This is a genomic window from Endozoicomonas sp. SESOKO2 (assembly GCF_024606245.1).
Taxonomy (GTDB): Bacteria; Pseudomonadota; Gammaproteobacteria; order Pseudomonadales; family Endozoicomonadaceae; genus Endozoicomonas_A.
In genome coordinates this window covers 20249-34637 of record NZ_JAHHPQ010000508.1, presented here as the reverse complement: position 1 = coordinate 34637, position 14389 = coordinate 20249, and the positions used below count along the sequence as shown (strand labels likewise).

Genomic DNA, 14389 nt, shown 5'->3' with positions numbered 1-14389 from the left:
TTCACCGTAGGTTCTGAATAATTGTACTCAGTGACTGATAGTATTTGTTGACAAAGTTAGAAAGCATTTCAAAGCTTTGATTATATTTATTTATAGTCTGCTGTAGTTTAGTTGTTTCCAGCTGGGATTGACTGGTCAATGCCTCAATTTTGGTCTTTAAACCTTCGATATTGACCTCCCAGTCTGCTGAATTGTGATCAGTACCACCCTGGTACTTGGCACCGAGACTGTCCCAAAACTCCTTGAACTCCGGACTAAAGGTTGTTGTGCCCGATGTACCGGCGTCTGCTTTTTTAGCTTTAGCTTTAGCTAACCAGTCGTTTGCCACTTCCAACTGGGCATTCTTGTCCTGAATCGATTCAATCTGCTCTCTGAGTTGAACCTCTATGATTTCCGCCCTGGCCGTAAGAACTGACATCACCAGGGCATCCAGACTGGGTTTGGAAAAATCGACAGGCTCTCCATTCAAATAGGCATTCACAGAGGCGGCCCCCGGGCCAATGTAATTGTCTCCCTGCCAGTTGCTCGGATCACTGACCTGATTCATCAGTGAGACCGGCGTCTGGACATAAACCAGCTGTTTTGCCGCATCCGTGAGCTTGCCAGCGTATTGAAGAGAATTGAGTGTCGACTTATCAACAGTATAAAAATGAGTAGGTGTCAGGGAATTTCCCTGATCATCAGGGTCGGCCAGTGAGAGCAAAGCATCTATCTGAGCATCACTGAAACCCGCCGCCCTGAGTGAGTCCCTTTTAGCGTCAGTAAGATGAACTGACCCTCGCGTGCCAGAGAGTGTTACTCCTCCCTTGTTATCCACCGATGGTGTGGAATCAGTCATAAATTGGCTCCCTGCCGCTCTGAGCAAACCACATTAGAATTAATTTAGTACATGGTTTTCATGCGAAAATTTCATTAAAAACGTAAATTATGCGCTATTTGAAATAATCCTTCTTTCTCATCTTCTCAATCACATTAGCGAACTTATCGCGTGTATACCTTTCAAGCTCGTCTAAAAACTGTGCCCCCGTGATCTTTTTCCCTCTGGGCCTTTCGAGCACTTCCTTGGCGGCCTTCAGAAAGTCATTCTTGTCGCTGCCATCAAGACGATCAGCCTTGTCTAAAGTGCTCAGCTCAAAAGAAAGCACTCGGAAGTGAACCAGATTTTTTGAAATAGATGGATCAACCGCCTCTGAAACACCTGTTTCACTAGTAGAGGACTGTGGAGGTGTTCTCGGTGATTTTCCAGATTTTAGGGCTACTGGTGGTCCAGGCACTAAGTCAGAGACCTCAGCAGAATCCCCAAATGCGACTGGGTACTGGTGCTTTAACAATCGCTCTGCTTTTTCTGCTTCGAGCAACTTCAACACACTACTCAATATTTCCCTTGCCTCTTCTGTACCAGGACTGGCCATGGCTCCTCTGGTCATAGCAATCAGCTGATCCAGGGATGCATCGCTCATTCTCGGCAGCATCTCTTTCAGTTTCGTTAGAAATGCAGCCAGAGCTTGTTCTCTCTCACTGGCCGATGTGGCATTCATCATGGCTTCTGCCGCACTCAAAATAGCGTTTGTGACCGCTTTGAATTCAGCATCATGGGGGTCAAAACTCTTATCTCTACTCAGGACACCGGCAATAGCCTCTGAAACCACCTCTGAGAGAGGCATGCCTGTTTGTATTCCACTAGACATTTGCTCCAAAAGCGCTTCGGGGCCTGCAATAAGCTTGTCCTCTTGTGCGAACCTCTTAAGCCTTTCTTTGGCTTCGTCTTCATCCAGAGAACTCTCTTCCCGGACAGAAATCACGCCATCTCCCTGGGTGAGAGCTTCCAGTACAGGTTTGCGAACAGCCATGAACTTGCCATCATCCACATTGCTTTCATCCGATTTGGATTTAGACTCATCGGGTTTGGGCTCAGGCTTATCGGGTTTTGGTTGAGGCAGGTTCTGCTGGACATCACCTGAGGGGGCCATTATCTCTGTGAGACCCATACTTAACATCATTATTCCGCAAGCGTACAAACAAATCCCTAACGGGGGGAAAGCAATAGTTGCAACCGCGCCCACACCTACCAGAATACCTCCAACTGTGGTGACCGTTGCCTCTTTTTTGTGCTTATCGAGAAAGCCAAGCTTGGGCTGAAGCTCATTTTTGAACGCTTCTTTTCTGCTTTGCGCATCAGGATCAGCGGATGAGCTGACAGATACCCTTGCTTTTGAAGAGTGAGAAGAAGCTGTTGATGTATTTAGCCCATCTTCCGTCCCCGGAGCATGAACGTCAACTTCCTCACCCGGAGATGGTTGCCGAGGTTCTGACTGGAGCGGAGCACCTTCGTCTTCGTCCGGATCAAGTGTTGAATGTGCCCCGTGAAGCCCATAAGATTCTGAAGGACTGGTTGTGGGAGACTTTCTCGAAGCTTCCAGCGAACGGAGCATTTCAGACGCTTCACCGCTGCTCAGTGAATATTCCAGCTCTTCTTCTTTAGGTTCTGGCAAATCTTCCTGATCATAATAGGTTACAGAAGCAGAACGTGAGTGAATACTCTCGGGTGCAGGGCCCGAGCCCTCACTGTCACGTCTGCCAACCAGACTCTGCCCCTGTGTTCCGGTGACATTTCTGGCACCCAACCGACCCGATTTATTGACCTCGTGCTTTGGATGCACTGAATCAACGGGTGGTGTAGTTTGAGCATCAACGCCCGACGTTCTCCCTGGCATAAACCTTCTTCCGAAAAATGCAGCATGTTCTTCAGTAAAGCTTAGATGAAGTATCGCTTCGGCAGGTAGATTTAATACTCAAAGAGAATAAGTGAAACTTTATTATCTAGCCAATTTATTGGCATTTCTATCCGACAGTCACTCAATATATTCACCTGAACTCGTCTGTAAGAGCCTCAGGCTTGTTTCAACGCCCCTTACACCGCTTTTTGTGTAGTAGGTGTTTCATAAAACTCCAACACCGCAGACATGACATCTTTAGGGCTTAGCACCCCCACCAGTGCACCATCATCGACTACGGGCACTCTGAAAGCATGGGCTTTCATGAAGTGTTCATAAGCAGTGATGATATCGTCATAGGGCGATACGCAAAGGACTTCCCGGGTCATACTTTCACCCACAAGGCTGCCTTCCTGAGAAAAATACCCACCCATCAACGTTCCCTGAAGACAGTCGGTTTCTGAAAGGAGACCTACCAATCCCTCATTCTCATCGACTACCGGAACAGCTGTGATGTCGTTATGGAGCAGTATTCGTATAGCCTCAACCACTTCCATAGTTGGTGGAATGGTGATCACTTGAGGAGTCATGCAGTCTTTAACTTTGATTGATCTCATAAAACCTCTCCGGTTGTTCAGAGCATCAGAAGCAATACTGACACCTTAAAGTATTCTACTCTTTTCCGAACAATGTCCAATTGCAGGGAGAAACTTAGTTCATAAAGTCTTGTAGAGAACGAAGACAAGTCTCTTCGGGGACTCTATAATGGCTACCTTCCCATCCATTTACCTCTGTAATCGAAATAAGGCAAAGGTATACACATGAGCTATGCGAATATCCCGGCAGGTAAAAGTTTGCCTGAAGATATCTATGTTGCCATCGAAATTCCGGCCAATGCGTCACCTATCAAGTACGAAATCGACAAGGATATTGATGCTCTGATGGTAGACCGTTTCATGGCTACCCCCATGTTCTACCCTGCCAACTATGGTTACATTCCTCAGACTCTGGCAGACGATGGTGACCCTCTGGACGTTCTGGTAGTGACGCCTTACCCTGTTGTCCCGGGTTCCGTCATTCGCTGCCGTGCGGTCGGTATGCTGAACATGTCCGACGAGAGTGGTCAGGACGAGAAACTGATTGCAGTTCCCCATGAGAAGCTGTCTGCACTGTACAACAATGTACAGGAGTACTCTGATCTGCCAGAACTGCTGCTGAAGCAAATCGAACACTTCTTCGAGAACTATAAGGATCTGGAACCGGGCAAGTGGGTCAAGATCGAAGGCTGGGAAGGAAAAGAAGCGGCCTTTGAAGTCATCAAAAAGTCTGCTGCCAACTACAAAGGCTGAAGGGATTAACGCAATAAACCATTTTTTGTAAATGGATTATTAATCCCTTAATGGTGTTGGAGATATTCTCTCCCGCACCATTTGCCAACTCTGGAGCTTGCATCCCGGCGGATTCACTTCACAATTAAAGGACCATAAACAAGAACAGTTGGTTTTACATGGTTCAGCTATTTCGAAGCAATCAAAAATCTTACCTCACAACGTTTTTCCTTACTCTCTTTACCTGGGCTCTTGCCGGTGTTTCTTCTGCTAATGTGAATGCACTATTGGGATCTGACACCCAACAATTTTTGCCTGTCGAAGAAGCCTTTCAGCTGGAAGCAGAGATTGTAAACAACACACTGCTGCTGCACTTTCTCGTAACGCCAGGGCATTATCTCTACAAAGATCGATTCAGCTTTTCCAATCATGAAAGCTCTACACTGCTTGGAGAGCCTTTATTCCCAAAAGGCAAGCAAAAGTACGACATTAACTTTGAACAGAACATGGAGGTCTTTCCAGAAAATGTCACTGTCAGAATTCCTGTCAAGAGTACTGAGTCCGAGCCTCAATTCCAGATAAGGTTTCAGGGCTGTGCTGATGCAGGTCTTTGCTATCCGCCACAGACACTAAATATTTCTGCCCGGAACCCCAATGTCACCAGTGCTGGCCTGATTGAGTCTTCTGAAACAACATCGGAAGACGGCAAGGCTCTGAGTTTCTCAGAATCCTTTGGAGACAGAGACCTCCTTGTGACTCTTTTACTATTTTTACTGGCAGGTCTGGGGCTGTCTTTCACCCCCTGTGTACTTCCGATGATTCCCATTCTCTCCAGTCTGCTGGTAGGCGCTGCATCAAAGGGAGCCAGTCGAAAAAGAACGCTCTCTCTTTCCATCATTTATGTACTCAGCATGTCGATCACCTTCGCTCTGGCTGGCACCTTGACGGGGCTTTTCGGGGCGAGCCTGAACTTGCAGGCAAAACTGCAATCGCCCTGGCTACTGATCCCTTTTGCTGCTCTCTTCGTCATTCTTGCTTTGAGCATGTTTGGTCTTTATGAGCTTCAGCTCCCGGAAAAACTCAGAGACCGTCTCAACAGACAGCCTCAGAAATCAGGAAGTCATTCTGCTGCAGCCATTATGGGGATTTTATCGGCTCTGGTAGTATCGCCATGCGTCTCAGCACCTCTGGCAGGCGCATTGATTTACATCAGTTCAACAGGTGACGCACTCATTGGTGGACTCTCGTTGCTGGCTCTGGGCCTGGGAATGGGACTGCCACTCCTATTGATCGGCCTGGGTGGCAAGAGCCTGCTGCCTGGAGCTGGCGGCTGGATGGAGAATGTCAAACACTTCTTTGGTTTCCTTCTGCTTGGCGTTGCCGTCTGGATGCTGGAGCGTGTTATACCCGCACCACTCACACTCTTTCTCTGGGGCACCCTGGCCATTGGTGCTGCTGTTTGTCTTGGCGCTCTGGACTTCAGCAAGAAAGTTGGATCCGCTCTATTTTTTCAGGCAGTTGGCCTCGTTTTCCTGATCTATGGTGCTCTTCTGATCATCGGAGCAGCTCAAGGTCACAACCACCCACTGCAGCCTCTTGGCAGAATCAGCCAGCCCGGTGAAAACCTTTCAACAAGGGACTCTTTCCGCACAGTTACAACAGTTGAAGCACTCTCAGCTCAGCTGGAAACGGCTAAAAAGCTTGGCAGAGCAGCCATGATTGATGTTTATGCGGACTGGTGTGTTTCCTGCAGGGCTATGGAAAGAGACGTTTTTCCTGAAGCTTTTGCCAAAATTGACACAGGCAATTGGCATTTCATCAAGTTTGATATAACCGCGAATACCTCCGAACAACTGAACTGGCTAGACAATTATCAATTGTTTGGCCCTCCTTCCCTGCTGTTTTTCGATCCCAATGGTCAGGAGCGAAGTGAAATGCGCTCTCAGGGAGAGGTAGCCTCCTCACAACTCCGGAAAAAGCTGAACCAGACGTTTTATCCATAAGACATTCCTTAAACATGGCGTTGAAATGCTTCGTAACTGGCCTTAACGTTCAGTAACACGCACGAACTAGACCCATTCATTTCGTTGCGGCACAATGAACGCCAATATGAGAGGATACTAATGGCAAAAATACTTGTTCTTAATGGCCCCAATCTAAACCTGCTGGGAACCAGAGAGCCCAGCGTATATGGTGCCACGACACTGAAACAAATCGACCAGATTCTGATCCAACAGGCTCAAATGGCTGGTCACCAGCTCAGCTGCTCCCAAAGCAACGCTGAACATGAACTCATAGAACGGATTCATAAAGCCTCTGAAGAAGAGGTTGATTTCATCATTATCAACCCTGCTGCTTACACTCATACCAGCGTTGCTATCAGAGATGCCCTGCTGGGTGTTGCCATTCCCTTTATTGAAGTCCACTTGTCCAATATCCATCGACGGGAAGCTTTCCGGCATCACTCCTATTTCAGTGATGTGGCGGAAGGCGTGATCGCTGGAGTCGGACCAAAGGGCTATGAGTTTGGTCTGGCCTATGCTATTGACCTGCTCAGTCAGAAGTCTTGAGGCTGATCTTGACAGGCTCCATCAGCAGGGCGCTCTTCTGAAAAGCCAACATGACTGAAAGCTTTAAGGCCGACTACAGAAAATCACTTCTTCTGTTTAGGGAATAAAATGATTTTCACAGTAAAAACAATCAAGGCTGCATGATTGAGTGCGCCAATGAATACATCCAATTAACCACGGGACAGTTTCTCCCTGTCCAACAGCATTTGAGAGTGACGATGGACATCCGAAAAGTAAAAAAGCTCATTGAGCTTCTGGAAGAGTCTGGAATTGATGAGCTGGAAATTCACGAAGGTGAAGAATCTGTTCGCATCAGCCGTTATTCCCAGAATGCTCCAGTAGCCTCAGTCGCTGCTCCACAGTTTATTCCTGCAACGACTCCAGTGCCTGTGGCAGCGGCCTCTGAAACCCCGGCAACAGCCCCGACGTCAGAAACCAAGCCCCAACTGTCCGGTCACTATGTAAAATCTCCAATGGTCGGTACTTTCTACACAGCATCCTCACCCAGCTCACCGGTTTTTGTTGAACTGGGACAACAGGTTAAGGAAGGTGATGTTCTCTGCATTGTCGAAGCCATGAAGATGATGAACCAGATCAAGGCCGACAAATCAGGTACCATCGAAGCTATTCTGGTTGAAAACGGGCAGCCCGTTGAATACGACCAGCCCCTGTTTACCATTGCCTGAGACAGATGTCATGCTGGATAAAATCGTAATCGCCAACCGGGGCGAAATAGCTCTGAGGGTGTTGCGGGCCTGTAAAGAACTCGGCATTAAAACCGTAGCTGTGCACTCCAAGGCTGATGCAAGCCTGATGCACGTGCGTCTGGCTGACGAGTCAGTCTGCATTGGTCCCAACAGCCCTACTGAAAGCTACCTGAATATCCCTGCTATTATCAGTGCTGCGGAAGTGACTGACGCTAACGGTATTCACCCTGGCTACGGCTTTCTATCAGAAAATGCCGATTTTGCCGAGCAGGTAGAACGCAGCGGATTCACCTTTATAGGCCCTGCGCCTGACGTTATTCGCCTGATGGGTGACAAAGTATCCGCAATTGCCGCCATGAAAGAAGCCGGTGTGCCAACCGTTCCTGGCTCTGATGGTCCCATCACAGACGATGACGAACGCACACTAAACATTGCTCGCTGCATTGGTTACCCGGTGATTATCAAAGCATCAGGTGGTGGCGGTGGTCGCGGTATGCGAGTCGTTCACAGCGAGTCTGATCTTCTGGATGCCATCAACTTGACCCAGTCTGAAGCTAAGGCAGCCTTCAACAATGACGTAGTCTACCTGGAGAAATTCCTTGAAAATCCTCGTCATGTTGAATTCCAGGTACTATCGGACAGCCACGGCAATGCTATACATCTGGGGGATCGTGACTGTTCTTTGCAGCGCCGTCACCAGAAAGTCATTGAAGAAGCGCCTGCACCCGGCATTGATGAAGATGCCAGAGCTACCGTAGCAGCGGCCTGTACCAAGGCCTGTATTGAAATTGGCTATACCGGGGCAGGTACCTTCGAATTCCTGTATGAAGATGGCCGGTTCTACTTCATCGAGATGAACACCCGTGTGCAGGTTGAACACCCTGTAACAGAAATGATTTCTGGCATAGATATCGTCAGAGAGCAGATTCGCATCGCCAGTGGCCTGCCTTTGAGCATTACTCAGGAAGAAGTTGAACTTCAGGGACATGCTTTTGAATGCCGTATCAATGCAGAAGACCCCAAAACCTTTATGCCTTCCCCGGGTTTGGTCAACCAGTTCCATTCACCCGGTGGTAATGGTGTTCGGGTAGATTCGCATCTCTACAGTGGCTACAGCATTCCACCTTACTATGACTCTCTGATAGCCAAGATAATCACCTATGGCCCAGATCGTGAAACCGCTCTTTTTAGAATGAGAAACGCATTGGATGAAGCCGTTGTGGATGGTATTCGTACGAATATTCCACTGCATCAGGATCTGGTGAAGGACAAAAACTTCCAGAAAGGAGGCGTCAGCATCCATTATCTGGAAAAGAAGCTTGAAGAGGACTGATTCTGCTTCCAAAGCTCTCTGAAAGCTGCTTTCGGAGAGCTTACCCCCTCTTCTTTCATAATACCTCTTGTCCCAGTCCTTCAATCAGCTAGAATGTGTCCGATCCGGCGGATACTTATCCTGCCTCCCTCCCCTAATCAGTAAGTCCATACCCATGCCCTGGATACAAATCAAACTAGACACCTCTTCCGACCATGCTGAAGAACTGGAAGACCTGCTTTTGGAAGCTGGAGCCAGTGCTGTAACCCTTCAGGATGGTAAAGATCAGCCATTGTTCGAACCTGAGCCAGGCAGCACACCGCTGTGGCAACACACCCTTGTCATTGGCCTCTTCGATGCCCATACAGATATGGACGCTGTAGTAGAGCACTTACAGTCTCAATACCAACAAAACCCATTTCCGGGCCACAAGATTGAAATTGTGGAAGACAAGGATTGGGAAAGAGAGTGGATGACCCATTTTGTGCCCATGCGATTTGGCACAAAACTCTGGGTTTGCCCCAGTTGGAAAGAGATTCCAGAACCTGATGCTATAAACCTGATGCTCGACCCCGGTCTGGCTTTTGGAACAGGCACTCACCCAACCACAGCCCTGTGCCTTGAATGGCTGGAAAAGCAGGAAAATTTCGAAAACCAATCGGTTATCGACTACGGATGTGGGTCCGGCATTCTGGCGATTGCAGCACTATTGCTGGGTGCCAAAACAGTCACAGGTGTGGATCTTGATCCTCAGGCACTGGAAGCTACTATCGATAATGCTGAGAGGAACGGGATCGCCCCGGAAAAACTGAAAGTATATCTGCCCGAACAAGTCCCGAAAAATAAAGCAGACGTCGTCATAGCCAACATACTCGCAGGCCCACTGGTAGAACTCGCCCCCACATTGGCGAGCTATCTCAAAGGTGGCGGAAAAATCACTTTATCCGGCATTCTCTCAGAACAGAAAAGCAGTATCGTCAGCACCTACTCTGAATGGTTTGACCTGGGACCAGTTGTACAGAACGAAGACTGGATCCTGGTGACCGGAACCCGGAAGTAATAACCATAAAAAGATGCAATATTTTTTGATATCAGACTGATTTCAGACAAGATCCCGGAAGATTTTATCTTTCGGGCTGTGGACATCCTTTGTAGCTCTTTGATCTAATAATCCACACTCAATCAAGACAGTAACGCATACAGGCTTCATGAAAGGCTCTCGAATCACCCGCTGCCCAAAATGCCAGACCTCCTTTAAGGTGACCCAGGCGCAATTACGAGCCGCCAGTGGTTCGGTTCGATGCGGTTCCTGTCTTGAGGTGTTTGATGCCCTATCAAACATGCCCAATAAAGCTGCTCCGGAAAAACCGCTCCAGAAGAAGCCGAAAGACAAACCGGCTGAAAAACAATCGACCCGACATGACAAAGTAGCAGAGAAAAACACGACTCAGGATAGCAAGCCTGAAGAAAGCACTTTAAGAGCCGTCGAAACGACGCCTGAAGAAGAGCCCCCATTCCATTCTTTTCTGGATACTTTGAATAAGGAGCACGTTGAGGTTGATGAAGAATCAGGAAGAAGTTCCCTGAGAGTAATGGGCTGGGTCACTCTGATCCTGATTTTTTCTGTATCGCTTGCTGGACAGTACGCATGGTTTAACAGAGATCAGCTTTCACTCGACCCACGTTTGAGACCAGCATACACTTTAAGCTGTCAATATCTGAACTGCTCCCTTCCGGCATTGGTAGATGTTAACGCCATCAAAAGCCTGCAACTGCACATCCGTAGCCACCCCGAGCGAAGCGAAGGTCTGGTAGTAGACTCAGTGATCATCAATGAAGCCACGTTTCCGCAACCCTGGCCCCTGCTTGAGTTAACATTTACTGACATTAATGGCCAACCCGAAGCCAGTAGACGGTTTCGCCCGAAGGAGTATCTGGGCGGTGCACTGGCTGGATCCAGAGAGATACCCAGCGGACACCCCATAAGGCTCAGTATGGAAATCGTTGATCCCGGCAATGGAGCTACCAACTATCAGCTGTATTTTTTACCTGCCAATTAAAAGACTGGCAGAAGCGAAAGCCCTATAAATCGAGTCTCTATGGTGTTTTACCGGCAAGTGCATCCACAAACCGTAACCGAGCAATTGCAATAAGTAGATATCGCAAATCTATAGGTATTTAATCGAGATCAAAAATCACTTAGATCACCTAAATTATTACTTGCGGTACTTTTCACAAAAGTCACTATACACCGTCTTTGAAAGGTCATATTTCGCAACAGGACACCGGTACGTGGTAATAACTGCTCGTGAAGATGAGTGCTGTTCCAGTCAGAGCCCACAATAAAACACCCTTTCGTCTAAAAATTGTACAGAGTATTATATGCGATTACGCCTGCCTGATCTCCCACAAAGAGACACTGAAAGTCGTATAAATCTTTGAAAACCCCGCAAGATCGACCTCTTGCTTTTTTCATGATCCCGAGCAGTCATTTAAATCACCTTAGAGGATTTTTATCACGCTCTGGACAGTAGCAACGCTGGATTGAGGCAAACCACTTTGTTAAAGATAGGTCCATACACTATTCAAAGTCCGGTTATCCTGGCCCCCATGGCCGGAGTAACAGATCGCCCATTCAGGCAACTGTGTCTGAGAATGGGAGCGGGTATGGCCGTCTCAGAAATGGTGACCAGCAACCCAAAACTCTGGAACACACGAAAGTCTCGACTGAGAATGGATCATCACGCCGAAGAGTTTCAACCTCGCTCTGTTCAGATTGCAGGCAGTGACCCGGAACAAATGGCTGTTGCGGCTCGTCTAAACCAGGAACGGGGCGCCCAAATCATTGATATCAACATGGGCTGCCCTGCAAAAAAAGTCTGCAACAAAGCGGCTGGCTCCGCTCTGATGAGAGAACCTGAACTGGTAAAGCAAATATTGAAGTCAGTGGTTCAGGCGGTTGATATCCCGGTCACTCTAAAGACACGGACCGGCTGGTGTCCTGAAAACAAAAACGGCCTCGACATTGCCTTGATGGCACAGGACTTTGGTATATCCGCTCTGGCCGTTCATGGTAGAACCCGCCAGTGTATGTATAAGGGTGAGGCTGAATACGAGACCATTGCCCGAATTTGTGAATCCATGGAGATTCCAGTGATAGCCAATGGCGATATTACTTCTCCCGAGAAAGCAAAAGCGGTATTGGACATCACAGGCGCAGACGCCGTCATGGTGGGACGTGCAGCCCAGGGAAGACCCTGGATATTCAGGGAGATTAACCACTACCTTGAACAGGGTAAACAGCTGCCAGCGCCGGAACACAAAGAGATCCAGTCCATTCTACTGGGTCACCTTGCTGCACTTCACGAGTTTTATGGTGAAACCCAAGGCGTGCGCATAGCCAGAAAACACGTTGGCTGGTACCTGCAGGCCAGCCCATCCGGATCAAGACTTCGCAAACAATTCAACAATCTAGAGTCTGCAGAAGAACAAGAAAACTGCATACTGGAGTACTTTCAAACCTTAAGTCATCACAAGGATATTGCAGCATGACGGCACCTCATATTATTACTGATAAACCCTCTGTCCATGGACAGACACTAACCAGCCCTATCGAGAGTGAAACGCAGACACTCCGCGACAGTGTTGAGAAAGCAATGAACAACTACTTCAGCCATCTGGATGGTCAGGAAGTAACCGATGTATACCAGATGGTCCTTTCTGAAGTAGAAGCCCCCCTTCTGGAAACCGTTATGACGTACGTCAAGGGTAACCAGACCAGAGCTTCAGTCCTGCTTGGTTTGAACCGTGGCACACTAAGAAAGAAACTCAAGCAATACGACCTTTTGTAACCTCCCTGCCTCTAAAGTCGTATTATGATCTGTGACATGAATACGACTTTATCTACCTCCCGTCTTTACAACCCATATAAAAACAAAACCCAGATCTTTTTGAAGATCAATAGCTTTGTAATAACCTGTACTTCAGTTCGAGGTAGCAACATTATTTTTGTATTTCCCACTATTTCCGAGAATCGGATGCTGCGAAGAAGCTCAAATCCGGCTAGAATCAGTCAGCTTTTCAGGCAACGATTTTTCAGTGAGTAAAGGAATGATGGCAAACGATTTCGAACAGCCTCCCCTTCGAAGAGCCCTGATCAGTGTCTCAGATAAAACCGGGATAGTGGAATTTGCACGTGCACTGCATCAGCGCTCAGTAGAAATCCTCTCCACGGGCGGCACGTACAATCTGCTGGTTGAGCACGATATTCCCGCTGTGGAAATCTCCAGTTACACTGGCTTTCCGGAAATGATGGACGGCAGAGTCAAAACCCTGCACCCCAAAGTTCACGGAGGCATTCTGGGTCGCTCCGGTCAGGACGAAGCCGTCATGACAGAGCACGGTATCAAGCCAATCGATCTGGTCGTCGTCAACCTCTACCCCTTCGAGCAGACAGTGACCCGTGAGGACTGCACACTGGAGATGGCGATCGAGAACATTGACATTGGTGGCCCCACCATGGTTCGTGCTGCTGCCAAAAACCACAGGGACACCACGATTGTCGTCGATGCAAAAGACTACACCCGGGTGCTCTCCGAGCTTGGTGAGAACAACGGCTCTGTTTCTGCAGCGACTCGTTTTGATCTTGCAGTAAAGGCCTTTGAGCATACTGCTCAGTATGATGGTGCTATTGCCAACTATCTCGGAACATTGACGGGCGATAACGAAGAACCAGAAGCCTTTCCTCGAACTTTTAACCGTCAGTACAAAAAAGTACAGGACATGCGTTATGGCGAGAACCCCCATCAGAAAGCCGCTTTCTATGTAGAAGATCCTGCTCCTTCGGGCACTGTTTCCAGTGCTCAGAAGATTCAGGGCAAGGCACTCTCTTTCAATAATATTGCTGACACCGATGCGGCTCTGGAATGTGTCAAATCCTTTGAATCTGCTGCCTGTGTCATCGTCAAACATGCCAACCCATGTGGTGTAGCCATCGGCGCTGACATCTTTGAGGCTTATAACAGAGCCTACACAACCGACCCCACATCCGCCTTTGGTGGCATCATAGCGTTTAACAGAAAACTCGATGCAGTCACTGCCAACGCCATCATTGATCGTCAGTTTGTAGAAGTCATCATTGCTCCGGAAGTCGACAGCGAAGCAGAAATCATTCTTCAGAACAAAAAGAATATCCGGCTACTGTGTTGCGGCACACTACCAGAGACAACAGAACATTTTCTGGATTTCAAACGAGTCAATGGCGGACTGCTGGTTCAAGACAGCGACATCAAGGTAACCAGCACCCTGGAACTGAAATCAGTTACAGAGAGAACACCCACTGAAGCAGAACTGGACGATCTGCTTTTCGCCTGGAAAGTGGGTAAGTTTGTCAAGTCGAATGCGATCGTCTACGCCAGGGATCATCAAACCATCGGTATAGGTGCAGGTCAGATGAGCCGGGTTTACAGTGCTCGAATTGCCGGCATCAAGGCAGCCGACGAAAATCTGGAAGTCCGCGGATCTGTAATGGCATCAGACGCCTTCTTCCCATTCAGGGATGGCATTGATGCAGCCGCCAGTGCCGGAATTACCGCTGTCATCCAGCCAGGCGGCTCCATGCGAGATCAAGAAGTGATTGATGCCGCCAACGAGGTCGGCATTGCCATGGTATTCACAGGCGTCAGACATTTTCGTCACTGATCGCTGACAAGAGACACAGAATGTGTCTCTTTTTTCACTCGATCTACGACCAATAACA

The 14389-nt window shown here is 48.2% G+C and carries 13 protein-coding genes; 10 read left to right on the top strand and 3 right to left on the bottom strand.

Going from position 1 to position 14389, the window contains the following annotated elements; translation table 11 throughout:
* Position 1: 1 nt before the first annotated feature.
* From KDK17_RS11750 to KDK17_RS11740, 3 genes are all read right to left on the bottom strand, one after another.
* Positions 2–838, bottom strand: coding sequence for a hypothetical protein (locus KDK17_RS11750; RefSeq protein ID WP_257276063.1), 837 nt, complete (start codon positions 836–838; stop codon positions 2–4).
* Between the two features lie 94 nt (positions 839–932).
* Positions 933–2714, bottom strand: coding sequence for a hypothetical protein (locus tag KDK17_RS11745; protein WP_257276062.1), 1782 nt, complete (start codon positions 2712–2714; stop codon positions 933–935).
* Between the two features lie 197 nt (positions 2715–2911).
* Positions 2912–3331: a CBS domain-containing protein gene (locus tag KDK17_RS11740; protein WP_257279846.1), complete on the bottom strand. Its 420-nt coding sequence runs from the start codon at positions 3329–3331 to the stop codon at positions 2912–2914.
* Between the two features lie 204 nt (positions 3332–3535).
* On the opposite strand from KDK17_RS11740, the gene ppa reads away from it, so the two are divergent.
* From ppa to purH, 10 genes are all read left to right on the top strand, one after another.
* Entirely contained in the window at positions 3536–4063 is a 528-nt protein-coding gene (ppa, locus tag KDK17_RS11735) for an inorganic diphosphatase (RefSeq protein ID WP_257279847.1), read from the top strand.
* A gap of 158 nt (positions 4064–4221) precedes the next feature.
* Positions 4222–6045 carry a protein-disulfide reductase DsbD gene (gene dsbD, locus KDK17_RS11730; RefSeq protein ID WP_257288149.1) on the top strand — a complete coding sequence of 608 codons (1824 nt, stop codon included), beginning with the start codon at positions 4222–4224 and terminating at the stop codon, positions 6043–6045.
* A gap of 120 nt (positions 6046–6165) precedes the next feature.
* On the top strand, positions 6166–6612 hold the full coding sequence (gene aroQ / locus KDK17_RS11725; protein ID WP_257279849.1) for a type II 3-dehydroquinate dehydratase: 447 nt from the start codon (positions 6166–6168) through the stop codon (positions 6610–6612).
* A 218-nt stretch (positions 6613–6830) separates the two neighbouring features.
* Positions 6831–7298, top strand: a complete 468-nt coding sequence (gene accB, locus KDK17_RS11720) for an acetyl-CoA carboxylase biotin carboxyl carrier protein (protein WP_257275731.1) — start codon at positions 6831–6833, stop codon at positions 7296–7298.
* Between the two features lie 10 nt (positions 7299–7308).
* Entirely contained in the window at positions 7309–8652 is a 1344-nt protein-coding gene (gene accC, locus KDK17_RS11715; protein WP_257275730.1) for an acetyl-CoA carboxylase biotin carboxylase subunit, read from the top strand.
* A gap of 154 nt (positions 8653–8806) precedes the next feature.
* On the top strand, positions 8807–9691 hold the full coding sequence (prmA, locus tag KDK17_RS11710; RefSeq protein WP_257275729.1) for a 50S ribosomal protein L11 methyltransferase: 885 nt from the start codon (positions 8807–8809) through the stop codon (positions 9689–9691).
* A gap of 148 nt (positions 9692–9839) precedes the next feature.
* On the top strand, positions 9840–10691 hold the full coding sequence (locus KDK17_RS11705) for a DUF3426 domain-containing protein (protein ID WP_257275728.1): 852 nt from the start codon (positions 9840–9842) through the stop codon (positions 10689–10691).
* 550 nt (positions 10692–11241) lie between these two features.
* A complete protein-coding gene (dusB, locus tag KDK17_RS11700; protein WP_373690665.1) occupies positions 11242–12183 on the top strand; it encodes a tRNA dihydrouridine synthase DusB in 942 nt (313 codons plus the stop codon).
* On the top strand, positions 12180–12482 hold the full coding sequence (gene fis / locus KDK17_RS11695) for a DNA-binding transcriptional regulator Fis (RefSeq protein ID WP_257275726.1): 303 nt from the start codon (positions 12180–12182) through the stop codon (positions 12480–12482). Before dusB ends, fis begins: the two co-directional genes overlap by 4 nt.
* Positions 12483–12744: 262 nt before the next feature.
* The gene (gene purH / locus KDK17_RS11690; RefSeq protein WP_257275733.1) at positions 12745–14331 is read left to right on the top strand and encodes a bifunctional phosphoribosylaminoimidazolecarboxamide formyltransferase/IMP cyclohydrolase; all 1587 of its coding nucleotides are present in this window, start codon (positions 12745–12747) and stop codon (positions 14329–14331) included.
* Positions 14332–14389 lie beyond the last annotated feature (58 nt).